Here is a 23,641-nt window from a genome sequence, read left to right as displayed (position 1 = left end):
CGTCAGGGCCGCGGGTCGCGGCTCGCTTCCACGGCCTGCTCGGTGGCGTCGCAGACCACCACGGGGTGCGGTTCGAGAACGTTGTGCAGTTCGATCACCGGGAGATAGTTGCCGGCATCCGGCCTGCGCACCGTCACCCGCACGCGCTGGTGCCGCATCAGGTACAGGGCCGCGCCGATCCCGCTCACCAGCGAGATCGCGCCTCCGATCACGAGCGGGGCGCGGGGGTCGAGGACGTCGGCCAGCCATCCCAGAACGGGACTGCCCAGCGGGGTGCCGCCGAGGAAACAGAGCATGTAGATGCCCATCACCCGGCCGCGCATCTCGGACGGCACGGACATCTGCAGGATGTTCATCGCCGCCGTCGTGAACGTCAGCGTCAGCGCGCCGGTCGGGACGAGCATGATCGCGACCAGCACGTAGGTGGGCATGAGTCCCACCAGGATCTCGAAGGCCCCGAATGCGGCCGCGGCCCCGAGGAACGTGCGCAGCCGCGGCGGGGTCTTGCGTCTCGCGGCGATCGTGGCGCCGGCGAGCGTGCCTACGGCGAGGGTGGTCGACAACAGTCCGTAGGCGTCCGCACCGCGATCGAACGTGTTGCGGGCGAGAACGGCGAGACTGATCGGGAAATTCAGCCCGAACGTCGACACCATGAACACCGCCACCATCAGCACCCGCAGATCGGTGCGTCCCCACACGTACCGGAAACCCTCGCGGACCTGCCCTTTCCCGCGTTCCGCCTGGGGCGCCGTGAACAGTTCGCGGGTGTTCATCATCAGCAGGGCGATCAGCACGCCGGTGAACGTGCCCACGTTGAGCAGGAACACCCACCCCGTGCCGATAAGGGTGATCAGCACACCGGAGATCGCCGGACCGATGATGCGAGCGGTGTTGAACGTCATGGAATTCAGGGCGATGGCATTGGGCAGCGACTCCTTGCCGACCATCTCGATCGTGAACGACTGCCGCGCCGGCGCGTCGATCGCCGACGCGCAGCCGAGCAGAAACGCGATGAGGTAGACGTGCCACAGGGCCACCAGCCCGCCGACGTCCAGCAGCCCGAGCACCAGTGCGCACAACGCCATCGACACCTGCGTCGCGATCAGGATGCGCCGCTTGTCGTACCGGTCGGCGAGCACCCCGCCCCACACGGACAGGAACAGGGTCGGACCGAACTGCAGTGCCATCACGATGCCGACCGCGAGCGCGTTGCCGTTCGACAACGTCAGGACGAGCCAGTCCTGCGCCACCCGCTGCATCCAGGTTCCGACGAGGGAGACGATCTGCCCCGACGCCCACAACCGGTAGTTCCGGGTGCGGAGAGCGGCGAACATGCCGGTCTTCGGCTGGGCTGAGGCGGTGGTCTCGGATTCGGGCGGCACACATCCATCTTGCTCCCGGACCCGGCGCACCATCGACCGGCCCTGGGGAGAGATCACTCCGGATGCCGGCTACGTTCTCCGGCAACGGGTTCCCTGCACCTCGGGGTGCGGGCAGTCGAATGACGTTGTACGGGTGGGGACTGCAGGCAGCCTTCGGGCTACTCCGAGTCCGCGACGATGGACGTGATGATGCCGACCGCGTCGCGGAGGGTCTTCAGCTGAGCCTCGTCGAGCCCGGACAGCCGCTCGTTCATCCATGCCTCGCGGGCGTGGGTCTCGTCGGCGATCAGCGCGTGACCGGCATCCGACAGCGTGACGATGATCTGCCGTCCGTCGGTGGGATGCGGTGCCCGCTCGACCAGGCCCAGTTCGACCAGCGACGCGATGACCCGGGTCATCGACGGCGGCTGCACCTTCTCCCGAGCGGCGAGATTGCCCGGCGTCATGGCGCCGTCGCGGGCAAGGGTGGCCAGAGCCGACAGCTGGGTCAGCGATACCTGGGCGTCGACGCGGCGCCCACGCAGGTGACGCGTGAGGCGCACGACAGCCAGAGAAAGGTCACTGGCGAGTGCTCGCGTATCCGTGGTCACGGGAATGACAATACGGGACCGGTCGGCCGCCGTTTACGTTACTGCGTCGGTGATCGGACCGACCGCGAAGTAGGCCACGAAGAGAAGCGCCACCACCCACATCAACGGGTGAATCTTCTTGATACCACCGCTCGCAGCATTGAGGACGACCCACGACACGAATCCGACGCCGATGCCGTTGGCGATCGAGTACGTGAACGGCATGACGACGATGGTGAGGAACGCGGGCAGCGCGATCGAGAACTGGGTGAAATCGATGTCGCGGACCTGACCGATCATCATCGCGCCCACGACGACCAGTGCCGGCGCGGCCGCCTCGATCGGCACCACCGAATACAGCGGGGTCAGGAACATCGCGGCCAGGAACAGCAGTCCCGTCACCACATTCGCGAGTCCGGTGCGGGCGCCCTCGGCGATACCCGAAGCGGATTCCACGAACACCGTGTTGGACGACGCCGACGCGCCGCCACCGACGATGGCGCCGGTGCCCTCGACGACCAGGGCCCGTCCGATGTTGGGCAGGTTGCCGTCCTCGTCGGTGAGACCGGCCTCCTTGCCGAGCCCGGTCATCGTGCCCATGGCGTCGAAGAAGTTGGCGAGTACGAGCGTGAACACCAGCAGGCTGGCGGCGAGTACCCCGATGCGGGTGAACGCGCCGAAGATGCTGACGTCGCCGACGAGGCTGAGATCCGGAAGTTCCGCCAGCACATCGGGAGCGGCCGGGACGCTGAGGTTCCAGCCCTGAGGGTTCACGCCCAGCGACGGTCCGACACCGGCGACGGCCTCGATGATCGCGGCCAGCACGGTGGTGACGACGATGCCGATCAGCAGACCGCCGCGCACCTTGCGCACCACCAGGACACCCATCAGCAGCACACCGAACACGAACGTCACGGTCGGCCAGGAGGAGATCGATCCGTTGATGCCCAGGCCGACGGGGACGGTGGTGCCCGCGGCGTCCGGGATGCGCCGCACGAACCCGGCGTCGACGAGACCGATGAACGCGATGAACATGCCGATACCGGCGGCGATGGCGGATTTGAGCTCGGCCGGAATGGCATTGAAGACGGCCGTCCGGAAACCGGTGAGCGCCAACACGACGATGATGACACCGTCGATCACCACGAGGCCCATCGCCTCGGGCCAGGTGACCTGCGGTGCGATGGTGACGGCGAGAAGACTGTTGATGCCGAGGCCCGCCGCGATCGCGAAGGGATAGTTCGCGACGACCCCGAACACGATGCTCATCAGTCCCGCCACCAGAGCTGTGACCGCCGCCACCTGGTTGACGGGGAGGATGTTGCCGAGGACGTCGGTCTTCGCGACGGCGTCGTCGGCGGAGAAGCTGCCGAGGATGAGCGGGTTCAGCACCACGATGTATGCCATTGCGACGAACGTCACCACTCCGCCGCGGATCTCCGCGCCTACCGTCGAACCACGCTCGGTGATCTTGAAGTAGTTGTCGAGCAGTTTCGGAGCAGCACCCATTGTTCAGTCCCCATCGCCAGAAGTCGCGCGTCGCCCTTGGAGATTAGGGCACCACGGCGAGGGTAGCGTTCATTCGGTGAACGAATCCGCAGATCGCCCACCCCTCACTCAGCGCCTCGCCGACCCGCGACCTGCGCTGATACTGGGAACACTGGCGTGGGCGGTCGCGATCGTCGTGGTGATCGTCACGGGCGACCGGTGGTCGGATGCGCTTCCGACGTGTATAGCGGGGGTCGTCGTCGGATTCCTGGGCTACGGACTGTTCGCGTTGCAGCGGCGGGCGGCCCGGCGCGGCAGCCGCGGGGCACAGCAGGGTCTGCTCTAGTGATGCAGCAGGGTCTGCTCTAGTGATGCAGCAGGGACTGCTCTAGCTCTAGATCTCGCTCGAGGTCACGGCGCGGCGGGGCCGGGTGCGGGTCAGCAGAATCCAGAACGCCGCCCACAGCGCACCGAACGCCCACCCGGCGAGGACGTCGGTCATCCAATGCGCGGCGAGGTAGACGCGCGACAGCCCCACTGCCAGCGTGTACAGCACCAACAGGAAGACCAGCGCGATCCGGACGTGCCCCACCAGCACCACCCGGAGGGTCACGGCGACGAGAACGCTCGCGAGGATCGCGGTCATCATCGCGTGACCGGACGGGAACGAGAACGACGAGATCTCCACCAGCCGATCCGGCAGCGGCGGGCGCTGCCGCTCGAACAGATTCTTGAGCGTGGTCATCACGGCCAGACCCGACAGCATGGCGCCGGCCACGAGGACGGCCTCGCGCCGACGGCCCTGGAGCAGGAGGGCCGTTGTCAGGACGGTGGACACGATCCAGGCCGCGACCGTTCCGCCGCTTTGCGTGACGACGGTGACGACGTCGATCAACCACGGTGCGCGGTCCCCGACGGCGCTGTCGAGAACGCTCTGGTCAAACGACACCGGCGCCCCACGTGCCTTCGGCCCACGACTCGGAGCAATGGGTGGTCCCCTGCTCGTCCACCCACCACGGGACCGCGATCTCGGTGTCGACCGCGCCCGTGAGCTTCACCGTGAGCCGGGGATGGACGACGACGGGCCCGTGCGGCAGGTCGCGACCGAGTGCGGCGAAGGCGAGCACCGCGGCAGGTTCGCGATCCCATGAGGATTCACGGCCGGAACCGGTGACGGTGCCGCGGATCGCCGCGGACGCGAGGGGGAGGTCCAGCAGATCGGCGAGAGCCTCGGCGGTGTCCAGGCTCCCGACCACCAGCCGCTCACGCGGCACCGCGGCGGCCAGCCACGGTGCGTCCAGCACGAGGGCGTCGCCGGGATCGACGAGGGCGCCCGTCAGGCCGCGCACGTGTTCGGGCAGGTGAAGGTCCTCGAGGTCGAGAAGATGTGCGGCGGCAGCGGCCGCGAGCAGGCTGTGTGCCCGCGCGATCACCGCCGGGCTCGGTTCGCGATCCGGGTCGGCCAGTCGATCCAGGAGTAGCTGTGCGAGTTCGGGAGAGTCGACCGTCGACGGCGCGAGGGCCGCCGCGAACACGGCGGACTCCGAGTGCTCGACGGGGTCGAGGAGTCCGGCGAACGTCGCGTCGGCGGGATCGCGGAGCAGACCGAGCACCTGACCGTCCAACTCTGCGTTGTGACGCAGCCACCAGGCCGTGTACCCGGCGCGGTCGGCGAGCAGCGGACGTGTCGACTGGTCGCGGGCGAGCATCGTCAGCGCCTGCGGCCAGCGGTCCTCGTCCACCAGGTCCAGGTCGCGCACCGCCCCGATCTCGTCGGGGTCGTCGTCGAGTGTGTCCCACCAGCGGTCCTCGTCGTCGAGGTCGTGATCGGGACCGGTGGGGAGTTCGGCGCGGAGCACGGTGAAACCCCAGCCGACGCCCACGGCGCGGAGGGCGTCCTCCCCCACCCGCTCGGCGAACGCGGCGTCCACGGACGTGAACGGTGAGTCGTCCACCAGGACGTCGGCGAGAGGCGCACCGGGCAACAGCAATTCGTCCGCACCACGCAACTCCCCATCGACATCCGGGAGGGGCAGCTGTCCGAGCCACGACGGCAAAGTGCCGGGGTCGACGCGCCCGGCGAGTGCGAGCACCGCGGTCGACAGTTCTTCGGCCGCCGCCGCGTCGTCGGGGTCGAGGTCCTCGATCTCGGCCCGCAACGCCGGATCCGAGAGCAGGTCTACGGCGGTGGCGGTCTTCGCACCGAGCCGTGACAGCAGCGGGTGCGCGGCATCCGGGTGGACGAGCCGCGTCCAGTCGACCCCCAGGACACCGTCGATGTCGTGGCCCAGCAACACCGTTCGCGGACCGGTCACCGTGCGGCCGTCGGACAGCGGAACCGGGATCGACGCCAGTTCCTCCGCCGCGAGGGCGTCGACGGCCAGTGGTTCGAGCGCCGCATACAGGCGCTGCCACCAGGACGGTGTCCGTTCGATGCCACTGAGAAGTTCGGTGAGGCGCGCCAGGCCGAGGCGGTGGGCGTCGACGGCGGCCAGGGCGGGCGCCCAGCGTGGCCCGGACAGATCCGGAACGACCAGGCCGTCGACGATCTCGGCGAGGAGTTCGGCGAGTTCGTCGGTGAGCCCGGGGACCACCGACGCCCGAACCGGGGCCTTGTTCGTGCCGCCGACGGTCGGCAGCCAGGGCTGCTCCCGGAGTTGGGTGACGAGATGGTCACGCAACGCCGAGTCCACCTCGCTGCGCGCGAAAGCGGGAACGGGAACCAGCGTCAGTCGCTGCTCGGGCGGCACCGCGGCCACGAACTCGGCGTAGCCGGATGCCAACTCGGCGATCGCGGCGCCCGGCAGGATGCGCCTGCGGTCGGGCTGCATGGCGATGTCCGCGACGAGGATCGCGGGTATCGACAGTTCCTCGTCCGACCGGGTGGGCGCGCGCAGGACGTCTTCCGTCACGGGTGAGACGACGCCGTCGCGGACCGGGACGAGCCAGCGTGCGCGCCCGGACTCGTACTGCCACCAGCGGTCGTCGCCGATCGCGACCTCGGTCAATCCGGAATCGAGTGGCCGCTCACGGCGGCGGAACTGCTTGCCGCCCACGGTGATCGAGACGAGCGCCGGCAGTTCGAGCAGAAGGTCGGGCGCCTCGCGGGCCATGTAGGCGAGCAGCGATTCACCGTCCACGTCCTCGCGCAGCGTCAACACGACTTCCGACGCCGCACCTGCGGCCGGGCGGGTGTCCGTCGGCCACGCCAGCCGCAGGGCAGGCACGTCCGCTCCCGGGTCCGCACCGTCGAGTTCCCGCAGCTCCGACCTCGTCCGTTCCGCGGAGAACAGCACCGAACCGGACGTCGACCGCAGTTCGACCTCGTCGCTCACCGACAGCACCGCCGTGAAACCGACACCGTAGCGGCCGACGGTCGTGCCGGACTTGTTCGACGCCCGCAACGCGACCAGCGCCTGGACTCCCGGCTCGTCCAGCGGCGTGCCCGTGTTGGACACGCTCAGCACGCGGCCGTCGAGTTGCACGGACAGCTCGCCGGGCACTTCGGCGCGGGCGGCGGCGTCGGCCGCGTTCTGCGCCAGCTCGGTGAGGAGCCGGTCGCGGTAGCCGGCGCGGGCCAGATCGGATTCGGCCGCCGCATCCTCCCGCAGACGGGTCGGGGACGTTCGCCACGCCAGAAGCGTCGAATCCCTCAGGGCGGCGGTGCCGAAAGGATCGGCTAGCTGGTCGATGCGGATTCCTCGGCCTCGGTGACCTCGGCAGCAGCTTCGGGTTCGTTCTCCGTTTCGGCGACGGCCCGCTCGACGACCTCGACGGCGCCGTCGTCGTAGGCGTCGAATTGCGGGGAACCGGCACCCGTCGGCAGCAGGGTGTCGGAGTGGGCGCCGCAACCGTAGGTCGCGTCGACCACATGCCCGTCGGCGGCCATCTCGTTGCCGCACACCCCGAACGACGCGTGCAGCGAACCGGCGAGCGGGAGGTAGAAGCCGCACAGCCCGCACGTCGACGGCGCGGCCTTGGCCATCTCGGAATCGGGGCCGTAGTCGCCGTCGTGCCAGCGTTCGGCAGCGTCGACGCGACCTTCGAGGCTCATCACCTGCTTGCGGCCCAAGCCGAGTTCGAGGGCGACCTCGTCGATCTCGGGGTCACCCGTCGCCACATAGCCAGGGACGAGGCGGGGGTCACCGGCCGGCGGTGCCAGCAGATCGCCCGCGGACAGATCGCCGGGGCGAATGCGCTGGTCCCACGGAATCCACTCCGGTGCGACCAGCGCATCGGGTCCGGGGAGGAGGGCGAGTTCGCTGACGGTGGCATGGTCCGCTTCGGGATCGGCAGCCACCACCACCGCCCATTGCCAGCCCCGGTAGCCCGGAAGGTCCGCAACGAAACGGTGAGTCGCGGCGCACGCGTCCTCGGCCGTGACGCCCAGGTAGTCGCCGACTCCCCCTTCCTGCAGTTCGACCAAGGCGGTTCGGGCGAGCTCGACGGCGTCGGTCAGTACGGGACGCGCCACTGCGCGCTCGTCGGAAGAAGCAACACTCACACCACCAGTTTGCCGCACCACCGCAAGTGCGTGCCCACCTGGGCTGTCATGCTGGTCCGATGACCGGCCGGAGGCACCTCGTCCCAGCCCTGCTCGCGGTGGCGTGGCTGGTCACCGCGTGCTCCCCGCAGAGTCCCGTGGCGGCGGGCGCGTCCGGCGCGGACCTTCGCGTGGAGATCCTCCGCACCCTCGACCACGACCCGAATGCGTTCACCCAGGGACTCGAGATCGACGGCACCGAGTTGCTCGAGGGCACCGGCCGCCCCGGTGAGTCCTGGGTGCAGGCCACCGACCTCGCCAGCGGCACCGTCCGGGCGCGCGCGGACCTGCCGTCGCCCCTGTTCGGCGAGGGCATCACGGTGAGCGGCGACACGGTCTGGCAGCTGACGTGGCGCGACGGGGTCGCCGTCGCCCGGGATCGCGCGACACTCGCCGAACAGCGGCGGGTCCCGTTCGACGGCGAAGGGTGGGGCATCTGCGCATTGCCCGACGCACTGGTCACGAGCGACGGCTCACCCACCCTCACGTTCCGCGACCCGGTCACGTTCGAACCACGGCGCACCGTGCAGGCGGTGCGGGACGGAAACCCCCTGGGCCGCCTCAACGAACTCGAATGCGCGGACGACGGCGCGGTCTACGCGAACGTCTGGACCACCGACACCTTCGTCCGCATCGATCCCTCGGACGGGCGGGTCACCGCGGAGATCGACGCCATGGCCCTCCGCGACGCGCTCCCGCCCGGCCCGCGGGACGTCGACGTCCTCAACGGCATCGCGCAGATCCCGGGAACGGACCGCTTCCTCGTCACCGGAAAGTACTGGCCGCGCATGTTCGAGGTGCGGTTCGTTCCCTGACAGGCCGATCTGACCAGCATTGGCCGGGGTTGCTGTGGTCGCATGTCTCCCGACTAGGACAGAATTAGGGAGTGACCGGACCGCGCGAACCCTACGAGCCTGACGGCGGTCGGGCTCCTGACGAGAATTCCGGGCCCCCCGTTCATCCCGGCTACGACAAATACCCGCCCGCCGCCCGGTCGGGAGGTCGACGCACACCGCTCCCTCCCCTCCATCCGGTCGGCGGCGGGCAGCGTCCCCGTTCCGACGAGGAACGGGCCGACGCCCCCAAGGCGCCGCCGATGCCGCGCAAGCTCACCGTCACCCGGGTCGCGGCGATGCGCAGCCGGGAACTCACCAACAAGGGCATCGCGACGTTCCATCGCGCGGCCAAGGCGGACGGTGCGGACAAGTCGGGGCTCACCGCACTGACCTACGCGGTGATGGCCAACAACGCGACCGACGCGGCCATCGCCGTCGCCCTGGCGAACACCCTGTTCTTCTCGGCCGCGACGGGCGAGGACAAGACGAAGGTCGCGCTGTACCTCTTGATCACCATCGCCCCGTTCGCCGTCATCGCTCCGCTGATCGGTCCGATGCTCGACCGGCTTCAGCACGGCCGTCGCGTCGCACTGGCCACGTCGTTCGGTCTCCGGACGATCCTGGCGATCGTTCTCGTCTTCAACTTCGACAGCTGGGTGCTGTATCCGGCCGCGCTCGGAATGATGGTGCTCAGCAAGTCGTTCTCGGTGCTCAAGAGTGCGGTCACTCCACGTGTGCTGCCACCGGAGATCGACCTGGTGCGGGTCAACTCCCGGCTCACCGTGTTCGGACTTCTCGGCGGAACCATCGGCGCAGGCGCCCTCGCGGGTGGTCTCGCCATGGCCACCGGGTCCGTCGGCGCGCTGTGGCTGGCGGCGGTCATCACCGCCCTGGGCGCGTACCTCAGCATGCGGATCCCGTCGTGGGTCGAGGTCACCGAGGGCGAGGTACCCGCCACTCTCACGTACCACGGCGACGAGCACCCGACCGAGGCGCTGGGACGCACCCGGGTGCTGCAGGCCGAAGCCGCGGCCACCGCGAAATCCGGTAGACGCCGGCAGCCGCTGGGCCGCGCGGTCATCACCGGGTTGTGGGGAAACAGCACGATCCGCGTGCTCACCGGGTTCCTCACGCTGTACATCGCGTTCGTCGCGAAGTCGAAGACCGACCACGAGCCGCTGGTGCAGGCCGCCATGCTCGGCCTGGTCGGCGCGGCCGCCGGTATCGGCAACTTCGCAGGCAACGCCGCGGGCGCCCGGATCAAACTCGGCCGCCCCGCCCTCATCGTGCTGCGCTGCACGGGTGCCGTGTGGATCATCGCCGTCCTGGCCGCGATCACCGACAATCTGCTGACCGCCGCCCTGGCCACCCTCGTCGCGTCGGCGGCCAGCGCCCTGGCGAAGGTGTCGCTGGACGCGTCGCTGCAGCACGACCTGCCCGAGGAATCGATCGCGTCCGGATTCGGTAGGTCGGAGACGGTCCTCCAGCTGAGCTGGGTGGTGGGCGGCGCGCTGGGCGTCCTCCTGCCCACCGAATACTGGATCGGGTTCTCCGTGGTCTCTGCCGTCATGACCATCGGGCTCGTCCAGACCGTCCTCACCTACCGCGGGAGCACCCTCCTGCCCGGGCTCGGCGGAAAACGTCCCGACCTGGCCGAACAAGAAGTGACCGAGCCCCACTCGACCCACCGGGCCGACCGATCGACAGGAAATGTGACGTAAGTGAGAATGCAGGCGCGAACCAAGAAGATCCTGGCACTGATTGCGGTGGGGCTGATGGTGGTCCTGGTGGCCTTCGTCGGAGTCCTGTACGCACTGGTCCGCAACTCCTCGCCCCGCCTGCCCGAGATCACGGCCTTCGCCCACAACCGGGCCGAGCAGATCCCCCCGCTCGCGTACTGCAACCTGTATCTCGAGGACTGCACAACCGGTGACCTCGCCGAACTCGACGTGCCCCCCGGCTCGTCGCTGCAGCTGTCGCTGCCGCAGGAGATCGTCGACGCGCCGTGGCGCATGCTCGTCGTCTACCAGGACGCATCGGGACAGGTCGTCGTCCAGGAACAGGCCCACCGCGCCGGTGAGACCCGCGCCGTGACCGTGCCCTCCTCGGACGACCTGCAACTGGCAGGCGTCGAGATCCAGCTGCCGTCCGCCGTCATCGACGAGCAGGGGCTCACGAAGGCCCGGGCAGCCTGGTCGATCAAGACCGCCTAGCACGACACACGAAGAAGGCCCCTGCGCCGGAACGCAGGGGCCTTTTCGTTGTCCGTCGAATCAGCTGTCGAGCTCGCGCGCGACGGCGCGGACCACCTCGGAGATGCGCTGGGCGGTCTTGCGGTCGGGGTACTTGCCCTTGCGCAGATCGGGCTGGACCTTCGCCTCGAGCAGCGTGATCATGTCCTCGACCATGCCGTGGAGTTCGTCCGGCGTGTGCTTCTTGGCGGACGGCTCCTTGCGCGCGGCGTTCTGACGCAGCGACGGCGCCGGGTCGAGCACCTTCAGGCTCAGAGCCTGGGGGCCGCGTCGACCGGCGGCCATGCCGAACTCGACGCGCTGGCCGGCCTTGAGGCCCTCGACGCCCTCGGGAAGAGCGGACGAACGCACGTAGACGTCCTCCCCCTCCTCCTGCGACAGAAAGCCGAAGCCCTTTTCGACGTCGTACCACTTCACCTTGCCGGTCGGCACCGCGTTCACCCGCTCATCACTTGGAGTGCAGTTGGTTGCACTTGGTATGCAAAACAGCGCGCCCCACCTCTGGTGCGGGACGCGCAGTGCCCACAGTCTACCTTGCAGAGACCCCCTCCGGCATCCGGGTTTCCAGGCACTATCGTTGCTGGTGTGGCCCACGAACCGACTCCTTCGAGCACTCCTCACACACCCCGGAGGAGCGACGGACTCCTGCGCGTCGCACTCACCCTCTTCGCGATCGGCTTCGTCGCGATCGTGGCGATCTTCCTGACCCCGGTGCTCTCCGATTCCGAACCGGGCCTCGTTCTCTATCTCATCGCCCTCGCGTGCCCGATCGGCTTCCTCCTCGGAATCGTCGCGGCGCTCAGACAGGGCAGACGCTCGCGCTGACACACCCGACCACCGACCGATGGGACGATCATGAGAATTCTGCTCAACATCATCTGGCTGATCTTCGGCGGTCTGTGGCTGGCGCTGGGGTACTTCGTCGCCGGAATCCTGTGCTGCATCCTGATCATCACGATCCCGTTCGGCATCGCGTCGTTCCGGGTCGGCGTCTACGCGCTGTGGCCGTTCGGGAAGACCGTCATCGACAAGCCGACGGCCGGTGTCGCCTCGCTGATCGGCAACGTCATCTGGTTCGTCATCGCCGGTCTGTGGCTCGCGATCGGGCACGTCGTGACGGCAATCGCCATGGCGATCACGATCATCGGGATTCCGCTCGCGGTCGCAAATCTCAAGATGATCCCCATCTCGCTCATGCCCCTCGGCAAGGACATCGTCGACGCTCCCCAGTGATGTGAGCTTCCTCACATAACGGCCCGGTAACGGAAGGGCAACGGCTCGGCGATACGCACGTCTCGTCGCCACTAGCTGGGAAGAGTCCCTGCGCGCCCAATGAGGCCCCGCAACAGGCGAAGACACTCCGCGTTATCAAATGGTGACACTGCGGCCTCGGCCCGTTACCGTCGTCACCGGCCGAGGAAACATCGGTCACATCCGGCCCGCCGCGCCAAACCTCGTCCCGCGGGTACCGGAGTCCCGACGAAGCATTCCAGGGACGAGGACGGGGGACCCAAAGTCCTCCAGGGAACGCAAGTTCTCAGACGGACACCGGCCCGAATGTGCTTCGCACACTCGGATCTTGGGGTGAAGCCAGACCCTCTCCAGCCAGGAGAGGCGAGGCCGGGCGACCTCTCAGCCCGAACCCGACAGCTGACCTCGCAGGCGCGTGTGGAGAGGATCTCGACCACTATGAGCGGACGCCATCGCAAGCCCACCAACACCGGCCGCACCGTCGCCAAGGTCGCCGTCACCGGCGCCATCATGGGCGTCGCCGGAGCAGCCTTCTCGGGCACCGCGAACGCGGCACCCGACTCCGACTGGGACCGCCTCGCGCAGTGCGAGTCCGGCGGAAACTGGGGAATCAACACCGGAAACGGCTTCCAGGGCGGACTCCAGTTCTCCCCGAGCACCTGGAACGCACACGGTGGAACCCAGTACGCGGCCACCGCCAACCAGGCCTCGCGTGAAGAGCAGATCGTCGTCGCCGAGAAGGTCCTCGACTCCCAGGGCTGGGGCGCATGGCCGTCCTGCTCCTCGAGCCTCGGCCTGAGCAGCGCACCCACCCAGCGCACCGCCCCCGCAACCGTGCCCGAGGCCCCCGCGGCGCCGGCACTCCCCGACCTCACGGGCGGCGTCCCCAGCACCAACGGGACGTCGCAGTACGCCGGTGCCGTCGACAACGCGATCGAGGCCGTCAAGGCTCAGGGCATCGCGATCGATCCCCAGATCCTGCAGCTCATCGACGCGAACAAGGGACTGCTCCCGCAGTAATCTCCCGCGACTCACAGAAGAGGGGCCCTGCACCGATCCGGTGCAGGGCCCCTCTTGTGTCGTCGGGTCAGCGGTTGATCACGGTGTGCGGATGCGCGTACGGCAGCGAGTCCGCCGGCAGCGGGAACTCGGTGTCCTCGCCGAACGGGGACAATCCGCCCGCACGGCTCGACGACAGTTCGGTCACGGCGCTATCTCCATCGGCGGTTTCGGGCCACCCTGGATCCACGTACTGCTTCTTCGAATTGTTAGCCACGGTGCCATTTTGACAGGAGCATTCGGCGACGTACAGCCCAGGTCTCTAATCTGATAGTCGATGACCGACACCGACGACGCCACCGCGAGCACCAACGGCACCGCTGCCTCCCCGCGCGGCGCCGCGACCCTCGCGGACTGGCTGGCCGCGCGCAGCGACGCCGAACTGACGGATCTGCTCCGCAAGCGCCCCGACCTGGCGGTTCCACCGCCGGCCACGATCGTCGTCCTCGCCGGCCGCGCCGAACAGCGGGCATCGGTGGCCCGCGCGGCCGACAACCTGACGTCGCTGGACTTCGGCATCCTCGAACTCCTGGCGCTCGAACGGGCCGACGAGGTCGCCGTGCCGCGGGCCACGCTGCAGGACGCAGTGGGGTCGCGGGCGACGAAGAAGACCGTCGACGCCACGCTGGACGGCCTGCGGTCCGTGGGGATCGTCTGGGGGGACAAGACGTCGCTGCGCATCGTTCCCGCTGTCGTGGCCACCATCCCGTGGCGGGTCGGACGCAGCGCCGAACCCGACGAGACGCTGGACGAACCCGGCATCACGGCCGCGCTGGCCGGACTGCAGAGCGTCGAGCGGGACATCCTGGAGACCCTGTCGAAGTCGAGTTCGATCGGACGCACCCGGGACGCGGCCCCCGGAACACCCCCCGACCGTCCCGTGCAGCGACTCCTCGCCGCCGGGCTGCTGCGGTGGATCGACGACGAAACCGTCGAACTGCCCTATCAGGTGCGGCAGGTCCTGCGCGGGGAGGCCGTCTTCGACCCCACGTCGCTGGCCGCTCCCACCGTCACGGGCCGCAAGCACAAGCCGGCCGACATCAACGCCGCCGCGGCAGGTGAGGCGCTGGAACTGGTTCGCCACTGCGAGGACGTCGTCAAGGCTCTCGGCGAGATCCCGGCGCCCGCCCTGCGGGCAGGTGGGCTCGGTGTCCGCGAACTGCGCCGGATCGCCAAGACGTCCGGCATCGACGAGAACCGGCTGAGCCTGCTCGTCGAACTGCTCTCCGCTGCGGGACTGATCGCGAGCGGCACCCCGGATCCGGCGCCGACGTCCGACAGCGGGGAGAACTACTGGGCCCCGACCACCGCGGTCGACAACTGGCTCACCGCGCCGGTCGCCCGGCGGTGGCACGCTCTGGCCGCCGCGTGGCTGGAACTACCGCGCATGGCGTGGTTCATCGGCATGCGCGATGCCAACGACAAACCGGTCGCCGCGCTGTCCGAGGAGGTGCGCGCGCCGTCCGCGCCGCGCGACCGGCAGGCGATCCTGGGACTGCTGGCGGAACTGGGCAGCGGCCACTCGGCGGATCCGGCGGAGGTCAGCCGACTGCTGGCGTGGCGCCGCCCCCGCTGGGGTGCCCGGTTGCGGGTCCACGCGGTCGAACGCACCCTCGACGAGGCCGCGACGCTCGGACTCGTCGCCCGCGGAGCGCTCAGCTCACCCGGACGCGCACTGCTCCACGGCGGCGACGCCGAGGCCGAGATGCACGCGTCGCTGCCCGAACCCGTCGACCACGTCCTCGTCCAGGCCGACCTCACCGTCGTCGCCCCCGGCCCGCTGACTCCGGACCTGCTGGAGCAGATCACCCTGGTCGCGGACATCGAGTCCGCCGGTGCGGCGTCGATGTACCGGATCAGCGAAGACAGCGTCCGGCGTGCCCTCGACGTCGGGATGACGGCGGCCGAACTGCACAGCCTCTTCGCGACCCGGTCGCGCACACCCGTCCCGCAGTCGCTGTCGTATCTGATCGACGACGTCGCGAGGCGGCACGGGCGGCTCCGGGCGGGGGTCGCGGCGTCGTTCGTCCGCTGCGAGGACCCCACCCTGCTCGCGGAGGTCCTGGCGTCGCCGGTGGCTGCAACTTTGGCCCTGCGCGCGTTGGCTCCGACGGTTGCGGTGTCGCAGGCACCGCTGCGGGAAGTTCTGGGCGAACTGCGGGCGGCCGGTTTCGCGCCCGCAGGCGAGGACTCGTCCGGAGCCCTGGTCGACCTGCGTCCCCGCGGCGCCCGGGTCGTGACCCGGCGCAAGGCTCCCGCCGGCCGCACCCCGGCCGTCGCCACGGACGCCCAACTCGACGCGGTCGTCCGGACCCTCCGCGCGGGCGACCTGGCCGCGTCGGCCCGGGGATCCGGCAGCATCCGCTCCGACGGGTCGCGGGCCAGCAGCGCCGCGACCATCGCCCTGCTCAACGCGGCGGCGCGGGAACGCACCAGCGTGACCATCGGTTATGTCGACGCGCAGGGCGTGGCGACGCACCGCATCGTCGATCCCGTGAGCGTCGGCGGCGGTCAACTCGACGCGTTCGACCCGGCGAGCGGCGCGGTCCGGCGGTTCACCCTTCACCGCATCACGTCCGTCGCCCGCGTCGACTGACCCGTGAGTACTTGTTAACCACGGGCGGTTAACAACTACTCACGGGTCAGATAACGATTCTGCGCAAACGCCGAGGAATTTCGGGGCGCGCAATAACGTGATGCTGATATGTACCTGGCCGGGGACGACTACCAGGAGGCAGAACCGTGATTGTCACAGCAACGAAGCCGTCACAAAGTTGGATAAAAGGCGTCGTCCGGCTCATGATTGCCGTGGTGATCCTGCCGCTGGCGTTCGTCCTCGTCGGCGGCGGGACGGCCTCCGCGGACCCGTACAGCCGTCTGCGTGAGCACTGGGTCGACGCACCCGGCGGGGTCGGGCAGATCAAGGTGCGGATGTGGCTCGCGAACAACGGCAGCAACAAGGCCCTCTATCTCCTCGACGGCCTCCGCGCGACCAACGACGTCAGCGGGTGGGAGCACGAGACCAACGCCGCGTGGCTGTCCGACCACGGGATCACCGTCGTCGAACCGGTCGGCGGACAGTCCAGCTTCTACACGGACTGGTACGCGCCCAGCAACACCAACGGTCAGCCCTACACGTACAAGTGGGAGTCGTTCCTCACCCAGAACCTGCCCGACTTCCTGGCGAACAATTACGGCATCAGCCGCACCAGCAACGCGATCGCCGGACTGTCGATGGGCGGCAACGCGGCGTTGATCCTCGCCGCCTACCACCGGAACCAGTTCACGTTCGCCGGGTCGATGTCGGGGTATCTGAACCTGTCGGCGCCGGGCATGCGTGAGGCGATCCGGTTGGCGATGCTCGACTCCGGCGGCTACAACTCCGACTGCATGTGGGGTCCGCCGTGGGATCCGGCGTGGCTCCGCAACGATCCGTTCGTCGCCGCCCCGCTGCTCCGCGGGCTTCCGATGTGGATCTCGGCGGGCGCAGGCCTCCCCGGCCCGCACGATCAGCCGCAGTCCGCCATCGACGTCTTCAACGTCGGAACCGGCATGGGCCTCGAGGCGATCGCGCTGGCCCAGAACCGTGCCTTCCAGGTGCGGCTCGACACCCTCGGCATCGGCGCGCACTACGACTTTCCGGCGACGGGAACCCACAGCTGGGGCTACTGGCAGGACCAGCTGTGGGCCATGCTGCCGATGATGAAGGCGTCGATCGGCGCCTGAGCATGGCCTCCGGCCCCGTGAGTACTTATTAACGTCCGGCGGTTTGTGCTGTCTACGTAGATGTGAGACACGGGTGTCTACGTAGATGTGAGACAGATTTTAGGCGGGGCGGAGTTTGCCTTGGTAGCGCTTGGTGTGGTCGAGGTGTAGGTGGCCGATCACGTTGCCGTCGGTGGTGTAGGCGGTGACGTGGTCGTCGTCGCGCAGCAGGGTGACGGTTTGCCCGGCCATCTTTCGGCCGACGCTCAGGCGGGCGCGGGAGTCGACGCACACGGTGCCGACGGAGGAGACGACCAGGGCGTGCACGGTGGCGTCGTGTTGGATCGGAAGGTGCTGCGGCCCACCGAGGATCGCCGCATGCCGCCAGGCCTGCAGTGGTGGCATCTTGACGGCACTGTGCGGGCGTTCGGTGTTGTAGAACCGCTGGTACGTCTCGCACAGTTGCTGCAGTTCGGCGATGGTGGCCGCGGTGGTGGGCCGTGCGGCCAACCATTGCTTGAAGGTGCGGTGGTGGCGTTCGACCTTCCCGCAGGTCTGCGGGTGATACGGGGTGGAGTGGATCAGCCGCGCCCCGGCCTGCTCCACGACCCGGGTGAAGCCGGAGATGCCGCCCTTGGTGCGGCGGGAGGTGAACGCGCTGCCGTTGTCGGCGAGCACCAACGCCGGGACCCCGAAGCCGGTGAACGCGGCGGTGATCGCCGCGATCGCCCCGGCGGCGGTCTCGGCGTCCGCGACCCGGGTGGCGACCAGGGTGCGGGTGCAGTCGTCGAGGACCTCGAAGACGACGACCTTCTCGCCGGTGGCCAACCGGACCTGGGTGGCGTCGATCTGGTAGCAGTCGCGGGGGTTGCGGTAGCAGAACCGGCGGTACGACGATTTCGGGCGTTTCTTCGGCGCCGGGATCACCAGGTCGTAGCGGGTGAGGATCGTGTTGATCGTGGCCCGGGACGGGATGGTCCAGCCCTCGGCGGCCCAGTTGTGTTTCTCGGCGACGGCCTGCAGGTGGTAGGCGATGGTGTCGGCGCCGCGCTCGTGGTGGGGCAGGTCCAGGCGAAGCCGCACGATTTCGATCTCGACCGCCAGTGGGGTTGCGTGTGGGCAGGAGGTGGGCCGGCGGGACCGGGTGGTCCACCGGCCCTCCTCCTCGATCCGTTTCTTGTGTCGGTAGGCGGTGGCACGGGGGATCCCGTGGTCGGCGCACCAGCGGGCGAAGTTCCCGCCGAACATGTCGGCGCCGGTGTTGTGGGCGAGCACCAGCAGGGCGTGTAGCAGGTCCATGACGGCATCCGTTCCGGTCATGAACCAAGTTCACGACCAGTCAGGTGCCTCACACCTCGTCGACGGCAGCGTGTCTCACATCTGGGTAGACATCATTTGTCTCACATGTCCCCAGACTCAACAAACGTCCGGCGGTTAATAAGTACTCACGGGCGGCGAAGCCGCATAGGCGTCCCAGAGTTCCCGGTAGACACCACCCCGGTCGAGCAGCTCGTCGTGTGTTCCGACTTCCGCGACCTGCCCGCCGTCGAGGACCACCACCCGGTCGGCTCGCGCCGCGGTGGTCAATCGGTGCGCCACGACGACGGTGGTGCGCCGCCGGGACAGGTTCTCGGTCGCGAGCCGGACGCGGTCCTCGGTGGCCAGGTCCAGTGACGCCGTGGCCTCGTCCAGCAGCAGGATGTCGGGGTCCACCAGTTCGGCGCGGGCGAGTGCCAGCAACTGGCGTTGTCCGGCCGACAGGTTGCGCCCGTGCTCCCCGATCGGCTGCAGGTATCCGAGGGCGAGCCCGGACACCATCTCGTGGGCACCGACAGCGCGGCTGGCGGCCTCGACCTCCGCGTCGGTCGCGTCCGGGCGCCCGTAGGCGACGGCGTCGCGGACGGTGGCGCCGAACAGGTGCGGCTCCTGCGGAACGTCACCGAGTCGCTGCCGGAACGACGCGAGGTCGAGCGACCGGGTGTCGATGCCGTCGACGCGTACCGCACCCTGCGTGGGGTCGTAGAACCGGGCGAGCAGCTTGAGCACGGTCGACTTGCCCGCGCCGGTCTGACCGACGAGGGCGACCGTCTCGCCCGGTTCGATGCGAAGCGCGACCCCCCGCAGCGCCTCTCCCTTGCCGGATTCGTACGCGAAGTGGACCTCGTCGAACACGATGCCGCCCTGGAGGCGGTCGAGGACCATCGGATCGCCTGCCTGCGGCGTGGTGGTCGGCGTCCTCATCAGCCCCCGCAGTCGACCGAGTCCGATCACGGCCTGCTGGTAGCCGTCGAACACCTGTGAAAGCTGTTGTACGGGAGCGAAGAACAGTTCGACGTAGAGCACGAAGGCGATCAGGGTGCCGACGGTGAGGGTTCCGCCGTGGATCCGCGCCGTCCCTGCCGCGAGCACCAGCCCGGTCGCGACCACCGACAGGAACTCGACGAACGGAAAGTACAGGGCCATGTACCGCTGAGCCCGTAGCCGCGACTCACGGAAGTCCCAGGCCCGACGGGCGAACTGGGCCGCGTTGTAGTTCTCGCGCCGAAATGCCTGGGTGACGCGGATATTCGTCACGTTCTCCTGCAGGTAGGCGTTGACGATCCCGACGCGATCGCGGGCCTCGGCATAGGCGGGCACGGACTTTCGGCGGAACACCACCGTGGCCGCGACGAGGACGGGCACCACGAGGACCAGCACGAGGGCCAGTTCCGCGTCGATCACCAGGAGTGCCACCAGCACACCGGAGATCGTCAGCGCGCTCACCACCGCCGTCGCCAGACCTGTCTGCAGGAAGTTGGACAGGCTGTCGACATCGGTGGTCATGCGTGTCATGATCCGGCCTGCCAGTTCTCGCTCGTAATACTGCAACCCGAGCCGCTGCAGCTGCGCGAACGTCTTGACCCGCAACGTGTACAGCAGCCGTTCGCCTGTCCGCCCGGTCACCCGCGCCTGGGCGATGTTGACGGCCCAGTCCAGCAGCACCACCAGAATGGTCGCGGCCGCCGCGAGCAGCAGCAGGTCGCGGGCGCCTTGCAGCACTCCCCGATCCACCCCGGTACGGACGAGGACCGGCACCGCGATCTGCGCGACGGCGTCCAGCCCGACGAGCGCCAAGCCGGCGACCAGTGGCAGGAGGAGCGGCCGCAGCAGTGAGCGGAGTCCGAACGCCGGGTCGGCGGCCCGGGCCTCGTCCGCGGCGACGTCGGGGTCTCCCGTGAGTGGCGGCAGGTCGTCGAGCCGAGCCATGACTTCGGGGCTGGGCGGCGCCGACGAGAGGATTCCGCCCGACGCGCCTCCGCGTGACGGCCCACTGGCACCCGCGGCCGCGGTCGCGAAAGCCGCTGCGGCTCTGGCATCGAACACCCCGGATGCCTCGTCGCCGTCCTCCCGGCGCCACAGTTCGGCGGTGACACCGTCGACGTCCGGCGGCTCGTTCGACGTGTCCGGAGCGGTCACGTCGTCCGCGCTCGACAGCAGCGCGCGGAACAGGGGGCACCTTTCGTCGAGTTCGGCACTCGTGCCCACATCGACGATGCGCCCGTGCGCCAGGACCGCGATGCGGTCGGCCAACGCGAGCGTCGACCGGCGATGCGCAATGATCAGCGTGGTCCGCTCGCTGGTCGCGACGCTCAGTTCGTGGTGGATGGCGGCCTCGACGCGGGCGTCGACCGCCGATGTCGCGTCGTCGAGCACCAGGATCCGCGGATCGGTCACCAATGCCCGGGCGAGGGCGATCCGCTGCCGCTGCCCACCCGACAACGTCACCCCCTGCTCCCCCACGACGGTGTCGAGGCCGTCCGGCAGAGCGTCGACGAATTCCTCCGCCTGCACCACGCGGAGCGCCTCACGCACCAGTGCCTCGTCGGCATCCGGCCGGCCGTAGGACACGTTGGCGCGGATGGTTTCGGACATGAGGTAGCTGTCTTCGAAGACGACGCCGAGCGCGGAGCGCAGCGAGCCGAGCGACAGCCGACGGGTGTCGATCCCCCCGACGGTGACCGCACCCGCGTCGACGTCGTACAACCGCGGAACGAGCATGGCCAGAGTCGATTTCCCCGATCCGGCGGCGCCGACCACCGCCACCGTCTCCCCGGGTGCGATCCGCAGGGACAGTCCGTCGAGGAGGCGATTCGACGGGTCGTATCCGAACGCCACGTCGTCGAACACCACTTCGAGGGGCCCGCCCGGCAAGTCCACGGCGCCGGGTGGGGTCGTGACGGCCGGGGCGTTGTCGATCACCTCGCGGACACGCTCGACGCTGGCCCGGCCCTGTTGGCTCACGGTCAGCAGCGTGGCGAGCTGACGCACGGGCGAGGCGAACGACGCCAGATACGTGGTGAAGGCGACGAACGTGCCGAGCGACAGCGTGCCGTGCAGCGCCAGCCATCCTCCGAGTGCCAGGACGAGTGCCTGCCCGAGCATCGGGACCGCCTGCAGTGCAGGGTTGTACCGGCTGGTCAGCCGTGCGACGCGCAGCCGGGAACGGAAGAGGTCCCCTGCCCGCTTCTCGAGGTCTTCGAGTTCGCGGCCTTCCTGGCCGAATCCCTTGACGACGCGCACCCCCGTGACGGCGGCTTCGACTCCCCCGGCCACGATCGCCGCCTGTTCCTGGGCATGCCAGTTGGCGGGGAACAGGTCGACGCGGCTGCGCATCGAGATGAACCACAACGCAGGCAGGACGACGAGAGCGACCACGGTGAGGATCGGCGACAGCACGGCCATCACGGCCAGGGAGATCGCGAACATCAGCAGGTTCCCTGCCATGTGCGGCAGCAACTGCAGGAGCATCTGGATCAGCGTGATATCCGAGATCGACCGGCTGACCACCTGCCCGGTCTGCAGTCCGTCCTGCTTGACGCCGTCCAGCCGCAGCAGGGACCGGAAGGCGTCGCCCCGCAGGTCGTACTGCACTCCGAGGGACAGCTGCCCGGAGCGGTACCGACGCGTGTACGCGGCGGCGAAACGGAGCGATGCGAGGGCGATGAGCACCGCGATCCACGGCGCCAGTGCATGATTCGTGTCAACCGCGGCGTTGTCGATCACGTGCCGGACGGCCAGCGGGATGGTGGCGGTGGCCGCGGCCGCCACCGCCGCCGCCCCGTACGCGAGAACGAGATTGCGGCGTTGGCGCAGACAGTACCCGAACAGGTACCGCAGCCAGCCGACGTTCTCCCCCGAAACTTCCGTCGTCACTGCACAGACACCAGCGTGGAATCCTTCTCGACCGCAAACTGATTGGCGGGCCGCGGCAATCCGTAGTGCCCGCGCAGTGTGGACTCGGTGTAGTCGGTGCGGAAGAGTCCGCGTTCCTGCAGAATCGGAACCACGGAGTCGACGAACTTCTCCAGCCCGGACGGAAGGACCGCGGGCATGATGTTGAATCCGTCGGCGGCGCCGTTTTTGAACCAGTATTCGATCGTGTCGGCCACCTGGAGCGGGGTGCCCGCGAACGTGCGGTGACCGCGACCACCACCGAGTCGCCCGATCAGCTGCCGGACGGTGAGCTTCTCGCGGCGGGCGAGGTCCACGATCAGCGTGTACCGGCTCTTCGCACCCTCGATCTCGTCCTCGGACGGCAAGTCCTCGGGAAGTTCCTCGTCGAGCGGGAGCTGCTCCGGTTCGAGATTGAACCGCTGCGCCAGCTGCTTGCGGGCGTATTCCGGCGAGATCAACCTCTCCAGTTCCGCCTCGAGTTCGCGGGCCTCCTCTTCGGTGTCAGCGATGACCGGCACGATGCCGGGCAGGATCAGCACCTGCTCGGGGTCCCGGCCCACTTTCGCGACACGATCCTTGACGTCCGCGTAGAACGCCTTCCCCTCGTCGAGGGTGGGTTGGGCGGTGAAGATGGCCTCCGAGTACCTGGCGGCGAAATCCTTCCCGTCCTCGGACGACCCGGCCTGCACGAGCAGCGGATATCCCTGCGGCGACCGCGGCACGTTGAGGGGTCCCCGCACCTTGAAGAACCGGCCCTCGTGTTCGATGACGTGCACCTTGGCGGAGTCGGCATGGATCGCGACGTCCTTGTCCGCGACGATGGCGTCGTCCTCCCAGCTGTCCCACAGCTTGGTGGACACCTCCACGAATTCCGCTGCCCGCTCGTACCGGCTCCGGTGCGCGGGGGTGTCGTCGAGACCGAAGTTCTGTGCCGCATCGGCGCCGGCCGTGGTGACGATGTTCCAGCCGGCGCGTCCACCGCTGACGAAGTCGAGGGACGCGAACCGCCGCGCCAGGTTGTACGGCTCGTTGTAGCTGGTCGACGCGGTCGCGATCAGGCCGATCTTCTCGGTGGCCGCGGAGATCGCCGTCAGGATGATCGTCGGCTCCAGCTTGCCGCTCGGCCTGCGTTCCGGATTGCTGAACAGCACCGGGCTGTCGGCGAGGAACACCGAGTCGAACTTTCCGCGTTCGGCGGTCTGCGCCAACGAAATGTAGTGCTTGATATCGAGATTGGCGTTCGGATCGCTCTCGGGTAGGCGCCAGGCGGCCTCGTGGTGTCCGATCGCCATCAGGAATGCGTTGAGATGCAGCCGGCGCTGGGGTGACGAACTCATGGTGA

The 23,641-nt window shown here is 68.8% G+C and carries 20 protein-coding genes and 1 riboswitch; of the genes, 9 read left to right on the top strand and 11 right to left on the bottom strand.

Translation table 11 applies throughout. The features are described from left to right. Window positions 1-2: 2 nt before the first annotated feature. The 3 genes from PSR88_RS25335 to PSR88_RS25325 all read right to left on the bottom strand — a co-directional run bounded on the left by PSR88_RS25335 (window position 3) and on the right by PSR88_RS25325 (window position 3,460). On the bottom strand, window positions 3-1,334 hold the full coding sequence (locus PSR88_RS25335; protein ID WP_029539580.1) for an MFS transporter: 1,332 nt from the start codon (window positions 1,332-1,334) through the stop codon (window positions 3-5). Between the two features lie 206 nt (window positions 1,335-1,540). Continuing rightward, a complete protein-coding gene (locus PSR88_RS25330) occupies window positions 1,541-1,972 on the bottom strand; it encodes a MarR family winged helix-turn-helix transcriptional regulator (protein ID WP_005244136.1) in 432 nt (143 codons plus the stop codon). Window positions 1,973-2,005: 33 nt separating this feature from the next. Then, window positions 2,006-3,460, bottom strand: coding sequence for an NCS2 family permease (locus tag PSR88_RS25325; protein ID WP_009478021.1), 1,455 nt, complete (start codon window positions 3,458-3,460; stop codon window positions 2,006-2,008). A 76-nt stretch (window positions 3,461-3,536) separates the two neighbouring features. Between PSR88_RS25325 and PSR88_RS25320 the strand changes: the two genes are divergently transcribed. Beyond that, window positions 3,537-3,785: a DUF2530 domain-containing protein gene (locus PSR88_RS25320; protein WP_009478020.1), complete on the top strand. Its 249-nt coding sequence runs from the start codon at window positions 3,537-3,539 to the stop codon at window positions 3,783-3,785. Window positions 3,786-3,833: 48 nt separating this feature from the next. Here PSR88_RS25320 and PSR88_RS25315 read toward each other — a convergent pair whose 3' ends face one another. The 3 genes from PSR88_RS25315 to PSR88_RS25305 all read right to left on the bottom strand — a co-directional run bounded on the left by PSR88_RS25315 (window position 3,834) and on the right by PSR88_RS25305 (window position 7,964). After that, complete coding sequence (locus PSR88_RS25315) at window positions 3,834-4,388, bottom strand: phosphatase PAP2 family protein (RefSeq protein WP_016883854.1); 555 nt, start codon at window positions 4,386-4,388, stop codon at window positions 3,834-3,836. After that, window positions 4,378-6,942 carry a hypothetical protein gene (locus PSR88_RS25310; RefSeq protein WP_016883855.1) on the bottom strand — a complete coding sequence of 855 codons (2,565 nt, stop codon included), beginning with the start codon at window positions 6,940-6,942 and terminating at the stop codon, window positions 4,378-4,380. The genes PSR88_RS25315 and PSR88_RS25310 overlap by 11 nt, the downstream gene beginning before the upstream one ends. 176 nt (window positions 6,943-7,118) lie before the next feature. Beyond that, a complete protein-coding gene (locus tag PSR88_RS25305; protein ID WP_016883856.1) occupies window positions 7,119-7,964 on the bottom strand; it encodes a DUF3027 domain-containing protein in 846 nt (281 codons plus the stop codon). 38 nt (window positions 7,965-8,002) lie between these two features. Here PSR88_RS25305 and PSR88_RS25300 point away from each other — a divergent pair, with 38 nt between their 5' ends. The 3 genes from PSR88_RS25300 to PSR88_RS25290 all read left to right on the top strand — a co-directional run bounded on the left by PSR88_RS25300 (window position 8,003) and on the right by PSR88_RS25290 (window position 11,031). After that, a complete protein-coding gene (locus tag PSR88_RS25300; RefSeq protein WP_016883857.1) occupies window positions 8,003-8,797 on the top strand; it encodes a glutaminyl-peptide cyclotransferase in 795 nt (264 codons plus the stop codon). Window positions 8,798-8,868: 71 nt separating this feature from the next. Next, window positions 8,869-10,539: an MFS transporter gene (locus tag PSR88_RS25295; protein WP_011597242.1), complete on the top strand. Its 1,671-nt coding sequence runs from the start codon at window positions 8,869-8,871 to the stop codon at window positions 10,537-10,539. A 6-nt stretch (window positions 10,540-10,545) separates the two neighbouring features. Next, the gene (locus PSR88_RS25290; protein ID WP_020476840.1) at window positions 10,546-11,031 is read left to right on the top strand and encodes a DUF2771 domain-containing protein; all 486 of its coding nucleotides are present in this window, start codon (window positions 10,546-10,548) and stop codon (window positions 11,029-11,031) included. Window positions 11,032-11,091: 60 nt separating this feature from the next. On the opposite strand, the gene PSR88_RS25285 is transcribed toward PSR88_RS25290, so the two are convergent. After that, complete coding sequence (locus tag PSR88_RS25285; RefSeq protein WP_005255275.1) at window positions 11,092-11,502, bottom strand: cold-shock protein; 411 nt, start codon at window positions 11,500-11,502, stop codon at window positions 11,092-11,094. Window positions 11,503-11,655: 153 nt separating this feature from the next. On the opposite strand from PSR88_RS25285, the gene PSR88_RS25280 reads away from it, so the two are divergent. The 3 genes from PSR88_RS25280 (at window position 11,656) to PSR88_RS25270 (ending at window position 13,341) form a co-directional block, all read left to right on the top strand. Further along, complete coding sequence (locus PSR88_RS25280; protein ID WP_016883859.1) at window positions 11,656-11,895, top strand: hypothetical protein; 240 nt, start codon at window positions 11,656-11,658, stop codon at window positions 11,893-11,895. Window positions 11,896-11,925: 30 nt separating this feature from the next. Then, window positions 11,926-12,303 (top strand): YccF domain-containing protein, encoded by a 378-nt coding sequence (locus tag PSR88_RS25275; RefSeq protein WP_009478010.1) that lies wholly within the window; start codon window positions 11,926-11,928, stop codon window positions 12,301-12,303. A 234-nt stretch (window positions 12,304-12,537) separates the two neighbouring features. Next, window positions 12,538-12,751, top strand: a riboswitch (cyclic di-AMP (ydaO/yuaA leader). 8 nt (window positions 12,752-12,759) lie between these two features. Further along, window positions 12,760-13,341, top strand: coding sequence for a transglycosylase family protein (locus PSR88_RS25270; protein WP_009478009.1), 582 nt, complete (start codon window positions 12,760-12,762; stop codon window positions 13,339-13,341). A gap of 67 nt (window positions 13,342-13,408) precedes the next feature. On the opposite strand, the gene PSR88_RS25265 is transcribed toward PSR88_RS25270, so the two are convergent. Beyond that, on the bottom strand, window positions 13,409-13,597 hold the full coding sequence (locus tag PSR88_RS25265; protein ID WP_025431899.1) for a hypothetical protein: 189 nt from the start codon (window positions 13,595-13,597) through the stop codon (window positions 13,409-13,411). 60 nt (window positions 13,598-13,657) lie between these two features. On the opposite strand from PSR88_RS25265, the gene PSR88_RS25260 reads away from it, so the two are divergent. Together PSR88_RS25260 and PSR88_RS25255 are read left to right on the top strand one after the other, a co-directional pair. Further along, entirely contained in the window at window positions 13,658-15,976 is a 2,319-nt protein-coding gene (locus PSR88_RS25260) for a helicase-associated domain-containing protein (protein WP_016883860.1), read from the top strand. Between the two features lie 146 nt (window positions 15,977-16,122). Beyond that, window positions 16,123-17,106 (top strand): alpha/beta hydrolase, encoded by a 984-nt coding sequence (locus tag PSR88_RS25255; protein ID WP_011597239.1) that lies wholly within the window; start codon window positions 16,123-16,125, stop codon window positions 17,104-17,106. A 99-nt stretch (window positions 17,107-17,205) separates the two neighbouring features. On the opposite strand, the gene PSR88_RS25250 is transcribed toward PSR88_RS25255, so the two are convergent. From PSR88_RS25250 to PSR88_RS25240, 3 genes are all read right to left on the bottom strand, one after another. After that, window positions 17,206-18,405, bottom strand: a complete 1,200-nt coding sequence (locus PSR88_RS25250) for a DDE-type integrase/transposase/recombinase (RefSeq protein ID WP_342338508.1) — start codon at window positions 18,403-18,405, stop codon at window positions 17,206-17,208. A 114-nt stretch (window positions 18,406-18,519) separates the two neighbouring features. Next, window positions 18,520-22,278, bottom strand: a complete 3,759-nt coding sequence (locus tag PSR88_RS25245) for an ABC transporter ATP-binding protein (RefSeq protein WP_016883862.1) — start codon at window positions 22,276-22,278, stop codon at window positions 18,520-18,522. Beyond that, window positions 22,275-23,636, bottom strand: a complete 1,362-nt coding sequence (locus PSR88_RS25240; protein ID WP_016883863.1) for an LLM class flavin-dependent oxidoreductase — start codon at window positions 23,634-23,636, stop codon at window positions 22,275-22,277. Before PSR88_RS25240 ends, PSR88_RS25245 begins: the two co-directional genes overlap by 4 nt. Between the last annotated feature and the right edge of the window lie 5 nt (window positions 23,637-23,641).

It is taken from the genome of Rhodococcus sp. DK176 (assembly GCF_038447315.2).
In the GTDB taxonomy this organism is placed as follows: Bacteria; Actinomycetota; Actinomycetes; order Mycobacteriales; family Mycobacteriaceae; genus Rhodococcus_F; species Rhodococcus_F jostii_A.
This window is presented reverse-complemented; position numbering and strand designations above follow the sequence as displayed.

What these genes read in the sequence shown, in the direction of transcription:
- PSR88_RS25260 (WP_016883860.1), top strand. Translation starts at nt 13,658, where the DNA reads ATGACCGACACCGACGACGCCACCGCGAGCACCAACGGCACCGCTGCC.
- PSR88_RS25325 (WP_009478021.1), bottom strand. Translation starts at nt 3,460, where the DNA reads ATGGGTGCTGCTCCGAAACTGCTCGACAACTACTTCAAGATCACCGAG.
- PSR88_RS25335 (WP_029539580.1), bottom strand. Translation starts at nt 1,334, where the DNA reads ATGTTCGCCGCTCTCCGCACCCGGAACTACCGGTTGTGGGCGTCGGGG.
- PSR88_RS25275 (WP_009478010.1), top strand. Translation starts at nt 11,926, where the DNA reads ATGAGAATTCTGCTCAACATCATCTGGCTGATCTTCGGCGGTCTGTGG.
- PSR88_RS25240 (WP_016883863.1), bottom strand. Translation starts at nt 23,636, where the DNA reads ATGAGTTCGTCACCCCAGCGCCGGCTGCATCTCAACGCATTCCTGATG.
- PSR88_RS25290 (WP_020476840.1), top strand. Translation starts at nt 10,546, where the DNA reads ATGCAGGCGCGAACCAAGAAGATCCTGGCACTGATTGCGGTGGGGCTG.
- PSR88_RS25270 (WP_009478009.1), top strand. Translation starts at nt 12,760, where the DNA reads ATGAGCGGACGCCATCGCAAGCCCACCAACACCGGCCGCACCGTCGCC.
- PSR88_RS25300 (WP_016883857.1), top strand. Translation starts at nt 8,003, where the DNA reads ATGACCGGCCGGAGGCACCTCGTCCCAGCCCTGCTCGCGGTGGCGTGG.
- PSR88_RS25250 (WP_342338508.1), bottom strand. Translation starts at nt 18,405, where the DNA reads ATGACCGGAACGGATGCCGTCATGGACCTGCTACACGCCCTGCTGGTG.